The 19,861-nt window shown below is 65.6% G+C and carries 20 protein-coding genes; 5 read left to right on the top strand and 15 right to left on the bottom strand.

Annotation, left to right across the window (positions count from 1 at the left end; genetic code table 11):
* Positions 1-26 precede the first annotated feature (26 nt).
* Both asnB and CCC_RS21300 read left to right on the top strand, forming a co-directional pair.
* Positions 27-1,922, top strand: coding sequence for an asparagine synthase (glutamine-hydrolyzing) (gene asnB, locus CCC_RS16025; protein WP_009871209.1), 1,896 nt, complete (start codon positions 27-29; stop codon positions 1,920-1,922).
* Positions 1,922-3,109, top strand: coding sequence for a glycosyltransferase family protein (locus CCC_RS21300; RefSeq protein ID WP_009871208.1), 1,188 nt, complete (start codon positions 1,922-1,924; stop codon positions 3,107-3,109). Before asnB ends, CCC_RS21300 begins: the two co-directional genes overlap by 1 nt.
* On the opposite strand, the gene CCC_RS16010 is transcribed toward CCC_RS21300, so the two are convergent.
* Both CCC_RS16010 and CCC_RS16005 read right to left on the bottom strand, forming a co-directional pair.
* Complete coding sequence (locus CCC_RS16010; RefSeq protein WP_009871207.1) at positions 3,083-4,051, bottom strand: FkbM family methyltransferase; 969 nt, start codon at positions 4,049-4,051, stop codon at positions 3,083-3,085. The two genes, CCC_RS21300 and CCC_RS16010, sit on opposite strands and share 27 nt — an antisense overlap.
* Positions 4,052-4,060: 9 nt before the next feature.
* Entirely contained in the window at positions 4,061-5,137 is a 1,077-nt protein-coding gene (locus CCC_RS16005) for a radical SAM/SPASM domain-containing protein (RefSeq protein WP_009871206.1), read from the bottom strand.
* Between the two features lie 171 nt (positions 5,138-5,308).
* Between CCC_RS16005 and CCC_RS21295 the strand changes: the two genes are divergently transcribed.
* Complete coding sequence (locus tag CCC_RS21295) at positions 5,309-6,595, top strand: O-antigen ligase family protein (RefSeq protein ID WP_009871205.1); 1,287 nt, start codon at positions 5,309-5,311, stop codon at positions 6,593-6,595.
* Here CCC_RS21295 and CCC_RS15995 read toward each other — a convergent pair.
* The 7 genes from CCC_RS15995 to CCC_RS15965 all read right to left on the bottom strand — a co-directional run bounded on the left by CCC_RS15995 (position 6,526) and on the right by CCC_RS15965 (position 12,163).
* Positions 6,526-7,593 (bottom strand): glycosyltransferase, encoded by a 1,068-nt coding sequence (locus CCC_RS15995; RefSeq protein ID WP_009871204.1) that lies wholly within the window; start codon positions 7,591-7,593, stop codon positions 6,526-6,528. The two genes, CCC_RS21295 and CCC_RS15995, sit on opposite strands and share 70 nt — an antisense overlap.
* 5 nt (positions 7,594-7,598) lie before the next feature.
* Entirely contained in the window at positions 7,599-7,886 is a 288-nt protein-coding gene (locus tag CCC_RS15990) for a type II toxin-antitoxin system RelE/ParE family toxin (protein ID WP_009871203.1), read from the bottom strand.
* On the bottom strand, positions 7,883-8,164 hold the full coding sequence (locus CCC_RS15985) for a CopG family ribbon-helix-helix protein (protein WP_009871202.1): 282 nt from the start codon (positions 8,162-8,164) through the stop codon (positions 7,883-7,885). The genes CCC_RS15990 and CCC_RS15985 overlap by 4 nt, the downstream gene beginning before the upstream one ends.
* Positions 8,165-8,219: 55 nt before the next feature.
* Positions 8,220-8,975, bottom strand: a complete 756-nt coding sequence (locus CCC_RS15980; RefSeq protein WP_009871201.1) for a glycosyltransferase family 2 protein — start codon at positions 8,973-8,975, stop codon at positions 8,220-8,222.
* Complete coding sequence (locus tag CCC_RS15975; RefSeq protein WP_041042056.1) at positions 8,972-10,123, bottom strand: glycosyltransferase family 4 protein; 1,152 nt, start codon at positions 10,121-10,123, stop codon at positions 8,972-8,974. The genes CCC_RS15980 and CCC_RS15975 overlap by 4 nt, the downstream gene beginning before the upstream one ends.
* A gap of 14 nt (positions 10,124-10,137) precedes the next feature.
* Complete coding sequence (locus tag CCC_RS15970; protein ID WP_009871199.1) at positions 10,138-10,833, bottom strand: polysaccharide deacetylase family protein; 696 nt, start codon at positions 10,831-10,833, stop codon at positions 10,138-10,140.
* Between the two features lie 100 nt (positions 10,834-10,933).
* On the bottom strand, positions 10,934-12,163 hold the full coding sequence (locus CCC_RS15965) for a DUF2478 domain-containing protein (protein ID WP_009871198.1): 1,230 nt from the start codon (positions 12,161-12,163) through the stop codon (positions 10,934-10,936).
* A 115-nt stretch (positions 12,164-12,278) separates the two neighbouring features.
* Between CCC_RS15965 and moaA the strand changes: the two genes are divergently transcribed.
* Positions 12,279-13,265, top strand: a complete 987-nt coding sequence (gene moaA, locus CCC_RS15960; protein WP_009871197.1) for a GTP 3',8-cyclase MoaA — start codon at positions 12,279-12,281, stop codon at positions 13,263-13,265.
* On the opposite strand, the gene CCC_RS15955 is transcribed toward moaA, so the two are convergent.
* The 6 genes from CCC_RS15955 to CCC_RS15930 are packed head-to-tail and all read right to left on the bottom strand — an operon-like array spanning position 13,252 to position 18,624.
* The gene (locus CCC_RS15955; RefSeq protein ID WP_009871196.1) at positions 13,252-14,433 is read right to left on the bottom strand and encodes a hypothetical protein; all 1,182 of its coding nucleotides are present in this window, start codon (positions 14,431-14,433) and stop codon (positions 13,252-13,254) included. The two genes, moaA and CCC_RS15955, sit on opposite strands and share 14 nt — an antisense overlap.
* A 1-nt stretch (position 14,434) precedes the next feature.
* Complete coding sequence (locus CCC_RS15950) at positions 14,435-15,886, bottom strand: MBOAT family O-acyltransferase (protein ID WP_009871195.1); 1,452 nt, start codon at positions 15,884-15,886, stop codon at positions 14,435-14,437.
* Positions 15,886-16,632, bottom strand: coding sequence for a glycosyltransferase family 2 protein (locus CCC_RS15945; RefSeq protein WP_041042052.1), 747 nt, complete (start codon positions 16,630-16,632; stop codon positions 15,886-15,888). The genes CCC_RS15950 and CCC_RS15945 overlap by 1 nt, the downstream gene beginning before the upstream one ends.
* Positions 16,629-17,372, bottom strand: a complete 744-nt coding sequence (locus CCC_RS15940; protein ID WP_009871193.1) for a glycosyltransferase — start codon at positions 17,370-17,372, stop codon at positions 16,629-16,631. The genes CCC_RS15945 and CCC_RS15940 overlap by 4 nt, the downstream gene beginning before the upstream one ends.
* Positions 17,369-18,001 carry an HAD family hydrolase gene (locus tag CCC_RS15935; protein ID WP_009871192.1) on the bottom strand — a complete coding sequence of 211 codons (633 nt, stop codon included), beginning with the start codon at positions 17,999-18,001 and terminating at the stop codon, positions 17,369-17,371. Before CCC_RS15935 ends, CCC_RS15940 begins: the two co-directional genes overlap by 4 nt.
* Positions 17,998-18,624: a PI-PLC domain-containing protein gene (locus CCC_RS15930; protein ID WP_009871191.1), complete on the bottom strand. Its 627-nt coding sequence runs from the start codon at positions 18,622-18,624 to the stop codon at positions 17,998-18,000. Before CCC_RS15930 ends, CCC_RS15935 begins: the two co-directional genes overlap by 4 nt.
* 130 nt (positions 18,625-18,754) lie before the next feature.
* Between CCC_RS15930 and CCC_RS15925 the strand changes: the two genes are divergently transcribed.
* Complete coding sequence (locus CCC_RS15925; protein ID WP_009871190.1) at positions 18,755-19,858, top strand: hypothetical protein; 1,104 nt, start codon at positions 18,755-18,757, stop codon at positions 19,856-19,858.
* The last annotated feature ends 3 nt before the right edge of the window (positions 19,859-19,861 follow it).

The raw sequence follows: 19,861 nt of genomic DNA, 5'->3' as shown, positions 1-19,861 counted from the left end.
TACGGCAACGGGGATGGCGTTAGCAGATGTGCGGTATCGCAGGCATTGTCGCCGACCGGCCGGTGAGTCCCGGAGCCGTCGAGGCCATGACCGGTCGTCTGGTCCACCGGGGACCCGACGACCAGGGAATCTGGCGCTCCGATGACGGCTGCGCCGTGCTGGGCCACCGGCGGCTGTCCATCCTCGACACTTCCGCCGCGGGCCATCAGCCCATGGAGCGGGACGGCCTGGTCACCGTCTTCAATGGCGAGATCTATAACTTCGTCGAGGTGCGGGCCGAACTGGTGGGGCTGGGCGAGGTCTTTCACACCAACAGCGACACCGAGGTGCTGCTGGCCGCCTATGATCGTTGGGGGCCAGAGTGCTTCGCCCGCTTCAACGGCATGTTCGCCCTGGCCATCCTTGACCGCCGCCGCAAGGTCCTGGTCTGCGCCCGCGACCGTTTCGGGGAAAAGCCCTTTCTGTTCGCCGCGCGGCCCGGCCTGTTCGCCTTTGCCTCGGAATACAAGGCATTGCTGGCCATGGCCGAGATCGGGCGCGATTTCGATCCGGTGCCGCTGCTGCGTTTTGCCCATCGGCCCGCCACCGGCCTGGACGACGAACGCGCCACCTTGTTTCCCGCCATCCTTCAATTGCTGCCGGGCGAGCGCCTGGAACTGGACCTGTCCACTTTGGACACCCGCATCGACCGCTATTGGACTTTGGCGCGCGATCCGGCCTTGGGCGCGCTTGGCATGGGCGAGGCGGCGGAGCGGTTCCGCGATCTCTTGACCGATTCCATCCGCCTGCGGCTGCGGTCCGACGTTGCGGTGGGGTCGTGCCTGTCGGGCGGGCTGGATTCGGGCTCGATCATCATGCTGGCCCGGCGCCTGCTGGGTGATGACGCGCCCTATCATGTGTTCACCGGGCGCTTTCCCGGCACCAGGGCCGATGAGTGGGACTATGCCCGCCATACATCGCAAGCGGCGGGCGCCATCGTCCATCAGGTGGAGCCCAGTGCCGCCGGGCTGCTGGCCGATCTGCCCGACTTTCTGTGGGCCAACGAATTGCCGGTGGGCAGCGCCAGCCAGTATGCCCAGTACTGCGTCTTCCGTCTGGCCAAGGAGCAAGGGGTCACCGTGCTGCTGGACGGCCAGGGCGCCGACGAGATCCTGGGTGGTTACGAGCAATATTTCGCCCGCTATCTCGCCGGTTTGCCAGGGCCTGAGCGCGGGGCCGAGGAGGCGGCCATCCGCGCCCGCTATCCCGGCGCTCTGGATAGCCCGCGTCAGGCCCTGTCCAAGGCCTTGCCTCCCCGCCTGCGCCATTGGCTGGCGCAGATCAGCGGCAAAGGCAGCGATCTTTTGTTCGGCCTCTCCCCCGATCTGGCCGAACAGGTGGCGAAGGCCAATGCCCCGCCGGTGGTGCCCCAGGGCTGGTCGCCCCTGGCCGCCGAACTGATGCGTGATTCGTTTTCCACCCATCTGCCAGTGCTGCTGCGCTATGGCGACCGCAATTCCATGGCCCATTCGCGCGAGGTGCGGCTGCCGTTCTGCGATCACCGCATCGCCGAATTCGCCCTGTCGCTGGATCCGAAACTGCTGATGGGCGAGGCCCAGACCAAGCGGCTGCTGCGCGAAGCGGTGAAGGGCATCTTGCCGGAACAAGTGCGCACCCGCTGGAACAAGCAGGGCTTCTTGCCGCCCCAGGACATCTGGTTCGCTCAGGGGCTGATCGACGAGGCGGAACGGGTGATCGAGGACCCGTCCTTCGCCAGGGCCGGTTACTGGAATGTCTCGTGGTGGCGCTGCGCCATCCGCCGCTTCCGGGCGGGTGAGACTCATCTGGGCTGGGTGCTGTGGCGGCCCTTGATGCTGGAATCCTGGCGCAGGCATTTCCTGGAGCGCATCACGGCCCAACCGGGTGTGGAGGCGCTTCCCTGATGCGCGCCGTCCTGGTCAACCACTGCCATCCCGACACGCCCCATGTCTGCGCCACCCGCATGGCCCGCTTCGCCGAAGCCCTGGCGGCGCGGGGGCATCAGGTGGTGCTGCTGACAGAGACGCTGGAGGGCCATCCCGCCGATTACCGGCCCGAGGATCTGGCGGCGGCGCTGGGGCGTCATGACTGGGCCTCGCCCTTCCGGCTGGCCATCGCGCCGCGCCGCGACCGCCTGCTTTCGGCCTTTCGCGAAGGGCATCTGCCCGCCGTTTTGCGCAAGGCGGTGGCGGCGGGCTATTACCTTATCCGTGGCGGGGTGTTCAGTGATTGGCGCGACGGCAGCCGCCCCTTCTGGCCCGTGCTGGCAAAAGCCTTCCGCCCCCAAGTGGTGTGGGCGACCTTCGGCAATACCGATGCCCTGGCCATCGGGCGCGGCATCGCCGCCTTGGCCGGTTGCCCCTGGGTGATGGATGTCAAGGATCCGTGGAGCGTCTTTATTCCGGCGCCCATCCGGGGTCTGCTGGCCCGGCGCTTCGGCGATTTCGCAGCGCTGACCGCGCTTTCGCCCGATCATGCCGAGGATGCGGTGCCCTGGTTCGGGACGGGGGCCAGGGTTGTTCACAGCGGTATCGGCGACGGTCTGCTGGCCCCCATGCCGCCAGCGGGCGACGAGCGCCGCCTGCTGCTGCTGGGCGGGCTGTATGGTCAGGCGGAACTGGAGGAATTGCTGGCGGGCGTGGGGCGCTGGCAGGCGGGGCGACCGCTGACCCTGACCTATGCCGGGTCCGAGACGGCGCGGTTTCTCGACGCTGCAGGGCGGCTGGTCCCCGGTGCCGTGCTGGAGGCGCCGGGCTGGCGCACCTTAGGCGAGATCAGGGACATGGCGGCCAGGTCCTGGGCGACCCTTTACGTGCGCACGCCGCGCGCCCTGTTCCAGCACAAACTATTCGAACTGATCGCCCTGGCCCGGCCCATGATCTGCCTGCCGCCCGAAGGGGGTGATGCGCAACGTCTCGCGGCCCGATTGGGCGGGGTGCTGCTGGGATGTTCGAGCGCGCAAGAGGTGGCGGCGGCGCTGGAGACCTGCCCGCAAGGCTGCGCCCCCGATCTTGGCCGTCTGGCCCAGTATGGCTGGGGCGGCCAAGCGGCGGTGCTGGAAACCCTATTTCAGGAACAGATTGAGCGCTGAGCGGCCATAGGTCCACAGCAGCCGCAGATGACGCACCACCGATTGGCGCCAGACCATGCGGCCAAAGGCCTTCGACGCTTCGGCCACCAGGGGTTCGGGCGGCTGGCCCAGCCAGGCGGCGACGGCGGGGCGCGACAGAATGGCAAGCCCCGTATCGAAGAAACCATGGGCCATGGCCAGCATGGCCAGGTGGAACAGACGCTGGGGCTCGGCGATGGTGTCGGGATCGCGCAGGAACAGATAGTCGCCCTGCATCAGCCGTCCCCGGCTATAGGGCACGGCGCCCTCTCCCGCCTGGGGATGGATGACATAGCCCTGGATGCGCCAGCGGCGGGGCGAGATGAAGTCCAGAAGTTCGAATCCCTGGCCGCGCAGGAACAACTCGATCTCGGCGGCGATGGGCTGGTCATGGCGAAAGCGCAGAAAGCCCACCTCGGCCTTGATGGCCAGCAGCGAGGCCAGGGTGGCGGGCGCGGCCTTTAAGATGTCCAGCTCGGCCCCTTCCACATCGATCTTGAGATAGGCGGGGTCGGAAACCCCCGCTTCGGCCAGGGCGGAATCGAGGGTGCGGCAGGCAACCGGCACCTCGCGCACCACTTCGAAGAATTGCGGCTTGGCGAAGGCCTCGCCGATGGAGGGATCAGGGCGCAACAGCGAGGTGGAGACCGGGTCGCGGGTGATGTGCAGCATCTGCGGGCCATCCTTGGCCCCGATGGCACTGGGCAGATGGCGCAGCGAACGCCATGCTCCCTTGGGCTGGTCACCCAGCCGGGCGAAGGCCTCGGGCTCGGGCTCGAAACCGATGGCGTCCACGGCGAAGGCTATGGGCATTAGATCGGGCTCGAACCCGCCGCGCGATCCGATGTCGAGGCCGGTCATGGGATGGCGATCGAGGATGGTTCCCAGGCCCAGGGGGCGAAATAGATTTGCGGACAAGGACATGGCGGCGCGTCATTCCCGGCTGAGAAAGGTGTGGAACTGCTCCAGGCTCATATGGCCCAGGGGCGAGGCATTCCTGATCCGGCGGTCATAGATGCTGCGATAGAACGAGCAGCCCCGGCAGGTCTGGGGAAAGTCGCCTTTCTGCTGGCGTTCGATCAGGCCGGTATAGGCGGGGTTGCGGGCCGACAGGATGGTCTTGAGATCGTCTTGGCGCAGATCGCCGATGATCAGATCCTCGCCCACCGAGCGGCAGGCGCAGGCATTGACCCGTCCATCGGCCAGGATCTGGACGTTGTAGAAGGGCTCGATACAGGCGCCGTTCTTGGGGATCAGGCGGCCCCGGATCAGGGGCATGTCCAGACCGTCCAGATCGGTCTCAGCCACCAGTCCGCCCCAATCGTCGAGGCAGGATTGCACCGAGACGGGGATGCCGAGGCTGATCAGGCGACGCAACAGGACATGAAGCTCGCCCGAGGCTTCGTCCTCCAGGCGGTAATGGCGCTCGGTGCGCACGCAGATGCTCAGGGCCTGGGGCACTACGCCTTGGGCGACCAGATCGGCGATGGTCTCCAGATTGGCCAACAGGCGGCGGAACTGGACCTGGCCGCGTCCGGTGATGCGTCGGAAGGTCTCGAAATCGTGGCCGTAGATGCTGACCTGGAACATCTTCAGGCGGGCCAGGGCGAGGATCTCGCCCAATTGCTCCGCCGAGGCGCCGATCAGATTGGTGTAGAGGATGATGCCGGGACCATCCTTCAGGCGATCGAGCAGACGCAGCTTGTCGAGGATGGTCCGGTCCATGAACACATCACCGTTGATGGGAGTCAGGACCATGTCGGCGAAGCCCATGGCTCTCGCCTGGGCGACATAATCTTCGAACCGCTCCATGTCCAGGGTCAGCCGGGGATGCCGGTCAAGGCGATAGGTGCAGAAGCTGCATTCCAGGTTGCAATGGCTGGTGGGCTCGATGAACAGCATGGTGCGCGGATGGGGGACGTAACTGCGTCCCTTCACGCGCCCGGCAAGGGTGTGAACCGCCGTTGACAAGGCGAGGCGTAAGGTCAGGTAAAGATCGAGGAGTCTCATCCGGATTCGCGCAGCCTTGGGCGGGGCCGTATCCTAGATCGGAACAGGGATGATTTCATCCTTGTTGTCTGGCCGGGGGCGTTGCTGGACGCTTTGGGCATTATGTGTTAGCCAACCTCTCTTTAAGACGCGGGGAAAATCGGCGCGATGGTCAGGGCTGGGGTTTCGACGATGATGGCTGAGTGCTGGTCCGCCTTGAAGGGCGGAACCCAGGGCTTCATGGCCTTCATTCTGTTCGGAATCGCCTTGGCCATGATTCCGCTGCTGGCCTATGTCAATCGCGGGACCGTGGTTCTGCTGATCATCGTGGCCGTGGCCGGTTTGTGGAGCCTGTTGCGCAGCGGGACGTTCTCTTGGCCCCTGGGACGCGGCATCGCCATCGCCTTCATGGTCTTCATCGTCTGGGGCGGACTCAGCCGGTGGTGGGAAGTAACGCCGGGGCTGGCCCTGCCGCGCGCCGGACAGATCGCCGCCCTGATCGGGGCCGGGATCATTTCCCTGGCGGCGGCTTCGCACCTTAACGCGGCGGGTCGCCGCTGGGTCGCATGGGGTCTTACGGCGGCCATGGTGGTCTTTTTCGCCGTGATCCTGGCAGATCTGCTGAGCAGGGGAGCCGTGGATGACTTCGTCATGCGTCTTCGGGGGCAGCCTCCGTCCAAATTCCACGTCATGAGCCATTTCAAGATCGGCATTTCCATCTTCGGCATCCTGCTGGCGCCGCTGTTGGTCTGGTACTGGCGGCAGAGGAATTGGGCGGCTGTGGTCCTGCTGCCCCTGGCCCTGGTTGGGTGTGGCGTGGTGGTGGGCAGCAATACCGGGTTGGTGGCCTTCGCCCTGGCGGGGCTTGTCCTGGCGGTGGCTTCGTGGCGGCGCAAGCCGGTGGCGGCCATCCTGGCCGTGGTGCTGGCGGCAGGTTTTCTGGTGACGCCGGTGGTCATCGCAAATATGCCGCCGCTGTTCGAACTGGCGGCCAAGACCCGCTTCCTGCCCAATTCCATGTTTCACCGTTTCGCCATCTGGAAGTTCACCTCCGAGCGGATCGCCGAGCGTCCCGTCCTCGGCTGGGGGCTGGACGGTTCGCGGGAATTGCCGGGGGGCAATTCCTATCTCAAGCTTCCGGCCTGGGGCGGCGACGTGGTCATGGATGTGGAGGGCCTGGCCCTGCCGCTGCATCCCCACAATCTGTTCCTGCAGGTCTGGGTTGAGATCGGCGGCGTGGGCGCGCTGATCATGCTGGCCGGAGCGCTGGTTCTGGTCATGAGGTTGTCGCGCTCGGCCCGCAGCGGCCCGGCCGGGTTGGCCATGCTGGCGGGAGCGCTGGTGGTGGGAGCGTCGAGCTTTGGCGCCTGGCAGGCCTGGTGGCTGGCCTGCCAGTGGCTGTTCGCCGTCTATTGCGTGGCGCTGACCGGCGATGACGAGGCCAAATCGCCGATGCGTTCGAATTCGGCCGCCGCCTGATCCCAGCGCCAGGAGCGCTGTTTCTCCAGACAGGCCAGATGCATCCGCCGCCACAGGGAATCGTCGGTGAGGATGCGGATCCCCGCTTCGGCGAAGGCATCGTCGCCTTTGAGGCAATGGCCGGTTTCACCCTCGATCACCCGCTCGTTCATGCAGGCGATGTCGCCCAGCACGGCGGGCACGCCCATGGCCTGGGCCTCGGCCACCGCCGAGCAGAAGGTCTCGCCGATATCACCGCGATAGAGCAGGGCGCGGGCGGCAGCCAGTTCGTCCACCAATTGGGTCTTGGGGACGGGGCCGCGCAGCACCACGCCCCTATCGGACATGGCGGCGGCCTTGTCCAGAACCACGCCCATGCGGCCCGCCTTGGCCGCGCCCGCCGCGCCATAGGTGGCGGTTCCAGCGAAGACGTGCAGTTCGGCATTGGGCACGGCGGGACGGATGCGCCGTTCCCAGATGTCGAGCAGCCAGTCGAGGCCGCGCATGGGATTGGAGGTGAAGACCACGCGGGGCGGCGGCGCTTGGTCGCGCGGGTTTGCGTGGCAGAACAGGTCGGTGAGGCCGTAAGGCACGGTTTCCCGCCCGCCCGCGAAACCCCAAGCGGGATAGGTGGAGGCGTGGCTGGCCCCGGAAAAGACGATGACCGGGCGGCGAAGCGCCAGCTTCCACTGATAGCGCCACTTCAAGAGATAGCCGGCTGGATTGTGAATCCAGAAGATGGTGCGCCTGGCATTGGGGCACAGGCGGATCAGCCTGTCGCCCCGATTGGGGATGTACAGATCGGCACTCTCGGGCACGCCCTGGGAAAGCGGCCTCCAGGTGACGCCCTTATGGACCCGTTCGGCCTCGCATTTGTTGCAGACCAGCACCTCGTGCCCGCGTGCCGCCAGCGCGTTGGCCATCTCGATGAACGAGGTCTCGGCTCCCCCTAAGGGCCGCTCCTCCAAGGTGGCGCCGTCGAAGACAATGCCGTCGTCGGTCATGACGATGCGGGCCATGGGCGCTATTCCTTTCCGTCCGCTTGGCGTCCGTGGCGGATATCGATGATTTCCGGCGCTCCGCCCTTGAGGCGGACGGTCAGGACATAGGAGCCGACCACCATCCGCCGGGTGCCGGGAATGAGGCCCGGTGGCCCGATATTGGGGTGTTCGGCCAGGGTTTTCCGGGCGGCGCGGATGCGCCTTGCCACTTTTTCAGCCGCCAGAGCGTTGCGTTCGGCTAGGTAGGCGATTTCGGCGAGATACCAGGCGCTGGCTTCCGGCGATAGAATCGCAAGGCGGCGAGAGGTCATCCAGCCTTCCTTGTCTGGCGTGCCATGGCTTCGGCAATGATGGCGTCGGCCTCATCCATCACCTGATCGAAGTCCACGCCTTCCCCGCGGTCGAGGGCGGCGATGCCTTCGAGCTCGCGCAGGACATCGGCGCCCTCGGTCTCCAGATATTGCTTGAGAGCGCGCAGCATCACCCAGGACCGGTCGCGCTCCATGCCTTTGGCGATGGCGTCGAAGGCCTCCACCAAATCGGCGGGGACGCGCAGCGAAATCTGGGTCTTGGCGGCGGGTTCGGTCATGGCGGCCTCCTGGGATGCGGCGTCATTCAGCGTAACACGGTGAATGACGGCGGCGCTATTCCTTCTCGTATTTCGCCTTGAAGTGGGACAGCAGGGGATAAAGCCCGGCGCAGATGGCGATGATCAGGCCGTAGCCGCCTTCCCGCCAGCCGCCGCGCCGCACATAGCATTTGAAGAAGCGTGAGACCAGGCGGCGGATATTGGAGGCGGTGGAGCCCCAGGTCTCGCCCCGGTCGCGCAGGTCGCGGGCCTTGGCGCTGCTATAGGAGTCCAGGCGCCGGATCATGTCCGAAATATTCTTGTCCACGTAATGGTTCAGCCGGTTTTGCAGCATGGGGCCTTTTTGGCCCCGCCAGACCAGCGAGGGATGGACGCGGTCGCGGCCCCAGGTCTTGGCGGATTTGCGGAACAGGCCGGGATAGGCGGCCTTGCCGTAGCTTGCCCCCCAGCCGTGGCGCACCAGCCGCTCGCCGATGTAATTGTCCACCAAGATCTCGTGCCAGTCGAAGGGGGTGGTGGCGATGGTGCGGCGGATTTCCTCGGCCAGGGCGGGCGGCACATGCTCGTCGGCGTCCACCTCCAGCACCCATTCGGTGTCGCAGGCGGCAATGCCGGTATTGCGGCGATCGCCTTCCAGATCCCAGCGCCCCTCGACGATCTGGGCTCCGAAGGCCAGGGCGATGTCCTTGGTGCTGTCGGTGCACTTGTCGAGGACCACCACCACCTTGTCGGCGAAGGAGAGCTTTTCCAGACAGGCAGGCAGGCGCTTTTCCTCGTTGCAGACAACGACAAGAGCCGAAAGGGAGGTCATGCGCCGACTCCCCTGAACTTGGGCAGGAAACGTTTGCGGGCATGGGCCTGGGCGGTGCGGTAGACCTCCAGGGTCTGGTTCATGCGATTGTCGAAGCGCATGTCCTTTTCCGCCATCTGCCGGGCATTGGCGGCCATGCGGGCCGTAGCGTCATGATCGGTCATGATTCGGGCCATGGCTTCGGCCAGGCGGGCGGGATCGGCGGCGGGAACCAGAAGGCCGGTTTCGCCGTCGAAGACGATTTCCGGCACGCCGCCCACCGCACTGGCCACCACCGGCTTGCCCACGGCGAAGGCCTGGACGGCGACGCGGGGCTGGGCCTCGGTCAGGGAGGGAATCACCACCGCGTCGCCCATCTGCATCAGTTCCGACACGTCCTCGCGATAGCCGGTAAAGACCACCTGCCCGGCAAGCCCTGCGGCGCTCAACTGCGCGTGTAGACCGCGCTCGTAATCGGCGCATTCGCTGGTGGCCGAGCCGACGATCGTCAACATGGGTGACAGGCCTCTGGCTTTGAGCAGGGCTAACGCTGCCAGCAGATGGTCCTGGCCCTTGTCGGGGCGGATCATGCCGACGCAGACCCAGGCATAGGCTTCGGCGGGGATATTCAATTCCGCGCGCAGTCTGGCGCGGGTGGCGACAGGGTCGGGCAGGTCGAAGAAGCGCTCGTCCGCCCAGCCGCCGATGGAGACCGAGCGTTTGGCATCGGCAAGGCCGACGCCCAGCAATTGGCTCCGCGTGCATTCGGCCACGGTGATGATGTGGTCGGCGCCCATGCGCCATTGCAGGCGGCGGATGGCGCCGCCCTTCAAGGGCTGGTTGACATGGCGCGACCGCACCACGGCCACCAGATCCAGGCAGGCGCAGGCGGTCTTGGCGTCGCGGGTGACATGGGTGTCAACCACCTCGACACTCTTTTCGATGAGCAGCTTGCGGAAGCTTCGCACCGTGGCGGGCTTCCACGGGCGGTCGAAGTCGAAATCCACCACCGGCATCCCGGCGGCCTGGGCGCGCTTATAGGACTCGCCGTCTTGGGGCGAGGCCAGCCAGACGTCGTGGCCGTGGGATTTCAGCCAGCGCACCTGTTCCAGGGTGCGATGCTCCATGCCGCCCCAATTGCGTCCCGGAATGGTGTGGAGAATGCGCAAGGATGATCCCTCTCTCAGACCAGGATGAAGCGTTGCCACCACGCCTGAGGCGGGGGCGGCGGCAAGGTGACGCAGCGCAAGGATTGGGCGCTCAGGCCTTCCAGCAGCAGCCGCAGCATGGTGATGGTGACGGCGGGTTTGAACTCGGCCCCGGGGCGCTCGTTGATGGGCTGGTCGTGCATCAAAAGGATGCCACCGGGCAGCCGGGGATCGGCCAGCAGGCGGTCCACATCCTTGCGGCACTCGACCTCCACATCATCGGCACAGGTGCAGCGGGTCGAGGTCATGTGATCCTCAGTGCTGGGGCCCCAGTGGACCAGGGCGCAGCCGGGGCGCCACTGGGCCAGTGCCCGGTGAATGCGGGCCGAGCGCCGCCCGCCGTTATAGGGCAGACGCACCAGATAGGGTTCAGGCGTCGGGCGGTGGCGGGCCAGCAGCGCCTCGCAGCGCTCCATGTCGCCCCGCAGGCGCGACGTGGGCTCGCGGTCGAGGCGCACATGGTCCCAGCCATGGGCATAGATTGCGTGGCCACGCTTCACCGTCTCGGCGATCACGTCTTCGGCGCTCTCCGCGCGGCAGCCGCTCATGAAGAAGGTGGCCTTGGCCCCGAAACGGTCCAGCAGGTCGAGCATCGCTGGCGTGGTGTCGGGCATGGGGGCGTCGTCGATGGTGATGGCCACCGTCGAGGCATCCTCCATCTGCCGCATCATCGGCCGCCAAGCCCCCAGTGACCAGGAAATCCGCAATCGCTCTCTGCCCGCTTGTTGTGGCGATCGAAGTATCAGGAATCCGCCATCTCGAACAGTGCGATCATGGCGCGGCACGCCGGATGGTGGCTTGGCGGCCATGGCGCTTCAGATCCTTAGCCCCGCCGCCCTCGGTCACGGCGCGGGCCATGCCGTCGGGGTCGGTGGCGATCAGGCCGGAACTGACCTCGATTCCATAGCTGGTCAGGCGGTCGGTGAGCGGTGCGCCCGGCCCCACCATGGCGACGCGGGCGAAACGGGCCAGGCGCAGCAGGCGGGGCGCCGAGCGGTTGGCCAGGGTCGAGGCGGTCATGATCACCGCTTCGGCTGCGGGCAGCAGCCATTCGGTCGCGGCCTCGGGGTATTGGCCGGGACCCGGCTTGCGGTCGATGACCTTGGCACCCGGCAGACGCTCGGCAATGCCGGGAAAGGCTCCGATCACCACGGTGCCGCCGCCCTTGACCCCAAAGCTTTCCAGTCCGTTGCCGTCGGGAAGGTCCAGATCAAAGCGGTTGTAATGGGCGTTGCAGGCGGCCATCCCTAAGGCCTGATCGAAGGCATTGGTGGAATGAACCAGTCCGGCCAGGGCCTTCAGACCCGCCTCGCTCCGCCGTCCCGCATCGGGGGCGGCGTTGCATCCCGGCGTGCCGCGCTCCGGCGTCTGGGCCAGACCCAGGCCGGTTTCGGTCTCCACCATGGTCCAGTTGAGGCCGACCACCACCCGCTTGACCGGGGCGTCCTCGACGCCGTTGGCCAGATCGGCGTAAAGCCGCTCGGGCCCCCACCAGCGCCACAGGGCGGCAAGGCTGGGCGCGATCAGTTCGGTCTGGCCGCCGGTGAACGCTGTCCATTCCTCGATCAGCACGCCGGGCACGGCGGTCAGCACCGGCACGCCCTCGGCCACGGCGGCCAGCATGTCGCCAGCCAGCCCCTCGCCCTCCATCTCGGATTTGGAGAATTTGTTGATGAACAGCAGGTCGGCATGGCTCTCGATGGCGCGGCGCACAGAGCCCGAGGCCTCGGCCAGGGCCTGGGAATCCAGGATGCAGGATTTGGCATCCTTGCCCAGGCTTTGGCCGATGGACAATTTGCGGCCCGTATCGATCTCGGTCACCGTCATGTTCGTCTTGCGGCCCGAGGCATCGCGCAGTGTGTCTTGCAGCAATCCGCCCAGCCGGAATCCGCGCTCGGTCAATTGGGCGGCGAACCGGGCCAGCAGGGCCTCGGGCGGCTTGCCCGGCGGATAGATCACCGCGCCGATGGCCGGGGGGCAGGATTGCGGAGCGGGGGGCATGGGACTCTCTCCTACCTTTTGCCAATGCCTTGACCAACGCCAAGACTCGTTTTTGGCCGGTGCAGCATATATATCATTACAGCAAGCCCCCGCCGAGGGGCATGGAGGATGCGTCATGATCGATCCGTTTGGACGCAAGGTCAGCTATCTGCGCGTGTCGGTGACCGACCGCTGCGATCTGCGCTGCGTCTATTGCATGGCCGAGGACATGCATTTCCTGCCCAAGGCCGACATCTTGTCGCTGGAGGAATTGGAGAGGCTGTGCGGCGCCTTTGTCCGCCAGGGCGTGCGCAAGTTGCGTCTGACCGGTGGCGAGCCTCTGGTCCGGCGCAATATCATGAGCCTGATCACCAATCTGGGCCGCCTGGTCAAGTCGGGGGATCTGGACGAACTGACGCTGACCACCAACGCCACCCAACTGGCCAAATACGCCGAAGGTCTGGCGGCGGCGGGTGTGCGGCGGCTCAATGTCTCGCTGGACAGTCTGGACGCGGCCAAATTCGAGGCCATCACCCGCTGGGGCAAGCTCGATCAGGTCTTGGAAGGCATCATGGCCGCCAAGGCAGCCGGTCTGGCGGTCAAGATCAATACCGTGGCGCTGAAAGGCGGCAACGAGGACGAGCACGAACATCTGGTGGAATGGTGCGGGAGCCACGGCTTCGACCTCACCTTCATCGAGACCATGCCCATGGGCGATATCCACTCCGACCGCACCGAGCAGTACCTGCCCCTTTCCCTGGTGCGCTCACGGCTGGAACAGCGCTTTTCGCTGTCCGATATCGATTACCGTACCGGCGGCCCGGCCCGCTATGTGAGGGTGGCCGAGACCGGGGGGCGGATCGGCTTCATCACCCCCATGACCCATAATTTCTGCGAGACCTGCAACCGCGTGCGGGTGACCTGCACCGGCACGCTGTATATGTGTCTGGGCCAGGAGGACGCCGCCGATCTGCGCACGCCTTTGCGGGCCAGCGAGGGCGACCAGTTGCTGGAGGCGGCCATCGCCGAGGCCATCGCCAGAAAGCCCAAGGGCCACGACTTCATCATCGACCGCGACGCCCACCCCGCCGTGGGCCGGCATATGAGCGTCACCGGCGGCTGATACCGGTGCGCTCGGCCAGGGCCTTGACCTCGGCCACCTCGTCCGCGTGGGTTTGGGCATAGAGGGTCCGCTCGGCCCGGATGCGGTTGATCACCGCTTCCACATTGTCGGGCGACAGGCGGATGCCGAAGGATTCGTCGCCTAGGCCTGCGATGATCCGCTCCAGGATCGCATTGCCCGCCGCCTTGGTGAAATGCGACCCGTCCCAGTACCAGCGCATGCGGATCTCGGGATTGCGGGAAATGTCCTCGGTGGTGATGGGATTATAGCCGCTGAAATCCCACAACTCGGCCTTGGTGGTGGCCACCGTCGTTGCAAGATCGCGCTTCCACTGCTCCCAGGCGGGCAGCAGCCCGGCGGCGGCCTTGGCCTCCAGCAGTTTGGCGTGGATAGGGCTGATGAACAGCACCACCCGCGTGGTTCCGTTATCGAAGGCGGCCAGAAGGCGTTTCAAGTCCTCCATGCGCTCGGGCGCATAGGCGAATCCGCCATAGGTCTTGGCCGTGGCGGGAAAGACCAGTTGCGAGCGCAGCACGCTGTCCATTTCGGCGCGGTGGTCGAAGCTCTTCTTGCGCGCCCCGATATCGTAGGTGCCATCCTTGGCGAAGGATTGGCGCAGTCCCTTGACCGAACTGAACAGCACCCAGCCGGAATCGTCGAAGGCCTGTAAGGACAGCAGGCGGCGGGCATAGACCGGCCAGGGCGAGGCCCCGGCGAAGCCCGAACGCTCGAAATCGCCGCTGGTGGCGGTGCGGGCGCCGAACATCATCAGGTCGAGGGCCACCACCACCAGCTTGGGCGACTGGTGGCGGGCGGCGTATTGGGCCGCGCGGGACAACTCCGCGATGTTGGTGTCGGACAGCGAAGCGTTGAAGGCCTTTGCGCCGCCCAAGGCCGGTGATTGCGGGTCCAGCCCCATCTCGCCCCGCGATGTGCCGTAGAACAGCACGTCGAACTTGGTGTGGCCCAGGATCAGTGCCTTGTTCACCCGCCCGCCGTCGCGGCGGAGCGTCTTCTGGTCGTTGAGCCCCTTGATGTCGCTCCAGCGGAAGCTGGCATAGGGATCGACGGCGAAGTTGAACAGAGCGCCCAGGCCCAGCACCACCATCACCCCACCCAGGAGAGTGAGGAGGAAACGGCGGGGGGAAAGGGTCGCGGGCTGGGTCATGTCAGAACTGGTAATAGAGGAATTCGCTGGTCCGCCACAGGGTCATGACGGAACAGGCCAGCATGGCGGCCAAAGCCCAGGCCCAGCCGGTGGTGGGTTTCCAGGCGAAACGCTCCGGTCTGGCTACGGGTTCCAGCCCCGGCTCGGTGGCCTGCATGATCTCCTGGCTGTTGGGGGCCAGCACGCAGACCGCCATCAGGGCCAGCGACAGGAACAACCCGTCCCAGGCCACCTTGACCTCGCCGCCTGTAAGGCCGCTCAAGCCCGCCATGCCCTTCAGCACGATCAGGGCCGAGGCAAAATTGGGGGCGCGGAAGAACACCCAGGCGACGACCACCAGAATCTGGGTCAGCACCCAACCGGCGATAACCTCGCTCCGCCCTGGCCCGCTGGGGCGCACCTCCCGCCATAGATGGTTGGCCACCAGCATCAGCCCATGCAGGCAGCCCCAGGCGACGAAGGTCCAGGCCGCGCCGTGCCACAGCCCGCCCAGCGCCATGACGATCATCAGATTGACGTGGCGGCGCACAGGCCCGCAGCGTCCTCCCCCTAAGGGGAAATAGAGGTAGTCGCGCAGGAATCGCGACAGCGTCATATGCCAGCGCCGCCAGAACTCGATGATGCTGGTGGACTTGTAGGGCGAGTTGAAATTGACCGGCAGGTCGATGCCGAACAGGCGCGCTAAGCCCACCGCCATGTCGGAATAGCCCGAGAAGTCGAAATAGATCTGTACCGTATAGGCCAAGGCGCAGCCCCAGGCGGCCAGCAGGTTCAATTCCTGACCCGACGCGGCGGCGCCGAAACCCGGCGCGACATAGGACGCCACCCAATCGGCGATCACCGCCTTCTTGAACAGTCCGATGGCGAAGAGCGACAGCCCGGCCACCAGATTTTCCGATGCCGAGGTCTGGCGCCGGGGCTGGCGGAACTGGGGCATCATCTCCTTGTGGTGGATGATGGGCCCGGCGATCAGATGGGGAAAGAAGGTGACGAACAAAGTGTAGCTGAGCGCGTCGCCGTCCTGGGCCAGCTTGCGCCTGACATCCACCAGATAGGCGATCTGGGTGAAGGTGAAGAACGATACGCCGAGCGGCAGATCCAGCCGGTGCGATTCGATTATCAAACCCAGCAAGGGGGCTACGGACTCGGCGAAGAAGCGCTCGTATTTGAAAACACCGAGAAAGGCCAGATTGGCGGCCACGCCGAGCGCCAGGACGGCACCGCCCCAGGCTGTCTCGCGGGTCCGGGCGATGGCTTGGCCGAAGGCGAAGTTGGCGATGATGGAAACCGCCAGCGGCCAGGCATAGGCCGGATTCCACCAGGCGTAAAAGACGATGGAGGCGAGCGTCAGGAAGGCCATGGCCGGACGCCATCCCATCCGCCGGGCCAATGCGAACCCGGCCAGGACCAGGGGCAGGAAGGCGAAGAGGAAGGGCGCCGAATTGAACAGCATCAGGTGGACGCGGCGGCGGCCCGCTCGGCGATGAAGGCGTCCAGATCGTCGGGCGTGCCCAGTCCATGCATGGCGGTCTGGGCGATCTCCCACACGCCGACCCTGGCCCCCGTCTCGAGGAGATAGTTGTAGACCGGGCAGGTGTAGAACTCGTTGTTCACCCGGTCATTGGCGGCAATCATCGCCAGGGCCGCCTGACGGAAGGCCCTGGCCGACTTGAAGTAGTAAAGGCCCACCGTGGCCCATTCGCTGATGGGGTCCTTTTCCGCCACACGCTCCACCAATCCGTCAGGCCCCATCTTGGCATAGGACCATTTGGGGTGGGGCTCGGACTTGAACACCATGATGGAGCCGTCGAGATCGCGGGCCAGGGCGTCGTCCAGCATGGCCGCCGCGCCGCCATCCACGAACTGGTCGGAATTGGCCACCAGGATCGGGCTGTCGGGGTCCATCTTGTCATAGGCGGCCAGCAAGGTGCAGGCGGTGCCCTCGGTCAACCCATCCAGCAGATGAAAGCGGATGCCCGCCGCCTTCAATTCGTCCACCACGCCGGGTTCGGCCTCGCAATGGGCCTTGCGCGCGATGAGCAGGGTGTCAGCCCCCGGATAGGCCACATTGTCGATGACGTGGCGGATCATGGGGCGGCCCAGCACGTCGATGAACGGCTTGGGCTTGGCATAGCCCGCCTGGGCGAAGCGCGAGCCTTCGCCCGCCATGGGAATGACGATTGTGAGATTTTGGGTCATTGATCGAGCGGCGAGGTCTGGTAGTGATCGAGGAAGTGCGACACGTCCTCGGGGATACCCAGCGGATGGAACTCGGCATTGGGGATCTTGTACTGGCCGACGCGCGCCCCTTCCAGGATCAGCTGGTTGATGGAGGGTACGATGAAGAACTGGTTGTTGACCAATGTGTTCTTCAAAAGCGACTTCTCGGCGCTGCGGATGAACATGTCGCCTTCGCGGTAGTAATAGGCGCCCACCGTGGCGTGGTTGCTGATGGGGTTCTTCTCGGCGGTTTCCACTACCATGCCATCCTCGTCGGTACGCACGAAGGACCAGCGCGGATGCATGGAGGTGAAGGTCACGATGCCCACATCCAGATCGCGGGTGCGGAACTCGTCCAAGGCGGGCTGAATGCCCCGATTCACCCACTGGTCGCCGTTGCACACCAAAAGCGGCGCGGCGCGGTCGATATGGTCGACGGCCAGCAAAGCGGTGCACAGCGCGCCGCCGGTGGGCTTTTCCGTCTGGACGATGGTGCAGCCGGGCGCCAGCAGCTTGAGGACCGAATCCAGGTGGAATTCCTGGCGGTCGGCGGCGTTGGTGACGAAGATGAAACGATGGTCGCCAGCGGGCCGGGATGAGCGGATGGCGTATTCCACCATGGGGTGGCCCAGCACTTCGATCAGCGGCTTGGGGAATTTCTGACCCATTTCGTGGAAGGGCCTGGCCGAACCGGCGATGGGCATGAGGATCTGGATCATGACGCGGCCTCCACCTGGCGGATTCGGCTGCGGATATTCCAGTAGGTCACCTCGCTTGGATCGGCCACCCGCAGGACATGGGCGCCCGAAGCGGTGGCTGCCTGCACGCCGTAATCATTGTCCTCGACGATCACCGTCTCGGCGGGCGCCACGCCCAGGCGGCTCATGGCGGTGACATAGATGTCGGGATCGGGCTTGGGCCGGGCGCAATCCTGGTTGGACAAAGTGGTATCGAAATAGTCCAGCAGTCCCGACTGGCCCAGCATCATGTCGCAAGTCTCGCGGATGGAATTGGTGCAGACCGCCAGCTTGTAATTCTCGGTCTTGAGACGCGACACCGCGTATTCGATGTGGAACACGGGGAAGCAGTGGGTGGCGATCAACTGCTTGGTATAGACCTGCTTCAGCTCGTTGATCACCCCGGCCAGGCCCTTGGGGAATCCCCGATGCTCGTGGAGATAGGCCAGCTTCTTGCGGGTGGGCAATCCGTCGAAGGTGGTCAGATGCTCTTCGCGGCCGATCTCATAGCCGAACAGGCGCAGCGCCTGATTCAGCGCCTCCCAGTGCCACTCGCGGGCATCCACCAGGACGCCGTCGAGGTCGAACAGAACGGCGCGGATGGGGCTCAACGCAAGAACTCCTGCAATTCTTCGGGAAGATCGGTGCAGATCAAGACGCGGTCGTCATGGCGGAAATGCCGGGCCAGATCCCAGATGGGCGCCTTATCCCGGCGGTGCAATTCGCCCGAGACCAGGGCGACCTTCTTGCCGGCATCCAAATGGGCCGAGATATCGGTGGCGGTGATCCATTCCCGCTCCAACTCGTCCATCCATACCCCGGCGCTGGCCGCGTAATAGGCGGGCGACGGTTCGGCATCGGAATGGCGCGTGAAGGTAGTCAGGCCCAGGCGCAGATAGTGGCGCATATCGGGAACCGACATGTCGAAGAAGAAGTAGTCCGAGGCCCGGCCCGCCACCAGCGGGGCCATGATCTCGGCCAGACCGTCGGCCTTGACGTTGAGCGCCAGAACGCGCTCGGGCGAGGCCAGGTCCATCCACTCGGTCCAGCACACGTCCAGGGCGGGGGCGTCCGCGCCGGGCATGTCGTGGGAGACCACCACGGCGCCCAATCGGTCGCGCAGATCGGTCTCGATCCCGAACCCGGCCCGCAGAGCATGGCCGAGGCGGTCGGGGCGGTTCTGTTCGGCCTTTTGCTTCCAGGCTCCGCGATGAGCCAGAATCCGCGCGCCCATGGGACCTCGGAATTAGGATTGACCTTTATGCCGCCATCGCGGCAAATCGATTGGCGGGAAAACCGCTGGGTTTGGATAGCAAATTCCCTGTTCCTCCGCAACCCGACCGTCCCCTGTCAGAGCCGCCGCCGTGATCATCGACAGTATCGACAGCCTCGTCAAAGCCAAGCATTGCCGCGATCTGGACGCGGTCGAGGTCCGCACCGCGCGCTTCAAGTGCCGCAATCTTTTGCCCCATGCGCTGAAATACGCCCTGTGGGCCTTGAAGCCGGGTGGAAGACTGGTGGTGCAAGATGACGGCCCCGCTCTGGCCGAGACCTGGGAAATGCCCTTCGCCCAGGTGCGCCGTCTGGTGTTCAAGGTGCTGGCGGGCGATGCCGCCCTGGTGGAGATGGACGCGAAAGCCTTCCGCTTCACCTTCACCCGCACCCGTCCGCTCCCCGCACCCGGCTGGTCGGCGGGACTGATCTTTTCGGGCAATGACGGAGAATTGGCGGCCGTCGCCAAATGCCTGGAAGGGCTGCACGCCCAGCCGGAACTGACGGGAGACAGTGGCGAGATCCTGGTCTGCGGGCCCAAGCGCGATCTGGGCTTTCTGGCGCCCTGGCCCCATGTGCGCTATGTGGAATTCGAGACGCCGCCCGGTCCGCGCTTTCTGATCTCGGCCAAGAAGAACTTCCTGGCCACCCAATTCCGCTTCGATAAGGTCTTGGTGCTGCATGCCCGCATCAGCCTGGAGCCTGGCTGTCTGGCGGCGCTGCCGCGCGAATTCGACGTGGTGACGCCTGCGGTCTCCACCCTGGTCAAGGGGCGGCCTTGCGCCTATCTGGACTATGTCATCTCGGATGCCACCGATCCCAATCGCATGGCGACGCGCTTCAACGTGCCTATCGACTATCCCCGGCGGCGCTATCATGAGTTCCTGAATCGGGGTGAGCCCTATATCGATGGCGGGCTGTTCGTGGCCCGGCGCGATATTCTGCTGTCGGTGCCGCTCGACGGCAATCTGGGCTGGTCCGAGGGCGAGGATTCCGACTGGTGCCGCCGGGTGCGGGCCAATGGCTTCCTGGTGGATCTGGCTCATGAGGCCAAGGCCACCACCGACAACAACAAGATGGGCCGCTCGGTGGCGCCCAGCACCTGGGACCTGATCCGCCGCCCCATCCGCCGTCCCTTGCGGGCGCTGTCAGCCTGGGCGCGCTATCTGGGCAAGCGTCTGAACGGGGAGCGGTGACGC

Source organism: Paramagnetospirillum magnetotacticum MS-1, from assembly GCF_000829825.1.
GTDB classification, from domain to species: Bacteria; Pseudomonadota; Alphaproteobacteria; order Rhodospirillales; family Magnetospirillaceae; genus Phaeospirillum; species Phaeospirillum magnetotacticum.
The sequence above is the reverse complement of the archived record's forward strand: the minus strand, read 5'-3'. Positions and strand labels throughout refer to the sequence as shown.

Coding starts and splice junctions, on each gene's coding strand:
- asnB (WP_009871209.1), top strand. CDS start 27: ATGTGCGGTATCGCAGGCATTGTCGCCGACCGGCCGGTGAGTCCCGGA.
- CCC_RS21300 (WP_009871208.1), top strand. CDS start 1,922: ATGCGCGCCGTCCTGGTCAACCACTGCCATCCCGACACGCCCCATGTC.
- CCC_RS16010 (WP_009871207.1), bottom strand. CDS start 4,051: ATGTCCTTGTCCGCAAATCTATTTCGCCCCCTGGGCCTGGGAACCATC.
- CCC_RS16005 (WP_009871206.1), bottom strand. CDS start 5,137: ATGAGACTCCTCGATCTTTACCTGACCTTACGCCTCGCCTTGTCAACG.
- CCC_RS21295 (WP_009871205.1), top strand. CDS start 5,309: ATGATGGCTGAGTGCTGGTCCGCCTTGAAGGGCGGAACCCAGGGCTTC.
- CCC_RS15995 (WP_009871204.1), bottom strand. CDS start 7,593: ATGGCCCGCATCGTCATGACCGACGACGGCATTGTCTTCGACGGCGCC.
- CCC_RS15990 (WP_009871203.1), bottom strand. CDS start 7,886: ATGACCTCTCGCCGCCTTGCGATTCTATCGCCGGAAGCCAGCGCCTGG.
- CCC_RS15985 (WP_009871202.1), bottom strand. CDS start 8,164: ATGACCGAACCCGCCGCCAAGACCCAGATTTCGCTGCGCGTCCCCGCC.
- CCC_RS15980 (WP_009871201.1), bottom strand. CDS start 8,975: ATGACCTCCCTTTCGGCTCTTGTCGTTGTCTGCAACGAGGAAAAGCGC.
- CCC_RS15970 (WP_009871199.1), bottom strand. CDS start 10,833: ATGATGCGGCAGATGGAGGATGCCTCGACGGTGGCCATCACCATCGAC.
- CCC_RS15965 (WP_009871198.1), bottom strand. CDS start 12,163: ATGCCCCCCGCTCCGCAATCCTGCCCCCCGGCCATCGGCGCGGTGATC.
- moaA (WP_009871197.1), top strand. CDS start 12,279: ATGATCGATCCGTTTGGACGCAAGGTCAGCTATCTGCGCGTGTCGGTG.
- CCC_RS15955 (WP_009871196.1), bottom strand. CDS start 14,433: ATGACCCAGCCCGCGACCCTTTCCCCCCGCCGTTTCCTCCTCACTCTC.
- CCC_RS15950 (WP_009871195.1), bottom strand. CDS start 15,886: ATGCTGTTCAATTCGGCGCCCTTCCTCTTCGCCTTCCTGCCCCTGGTC.
- CCC_RS15945 (WP_041042052.1), bottom strand. CDS start 16,632: ATGACCCAAAATCTCACAATCGTCATTCCCATGGCGGGCGAAGGCTCG.
- CCC_RS15940 (WP_009871193.1), bottom strand. CDS start 17,372: ATGATCCAGATCCTCATGCCCATCGCCGGTTCGGCCAGGCCCTTCCAC.
- CCC_RS15930 (WP_009871191.1), bottom strand. CDS start 18,624: ATGGGCGCGCGGATTCTGGCTCATCGCGGAGCCTGGAAGCAAAAGGCC.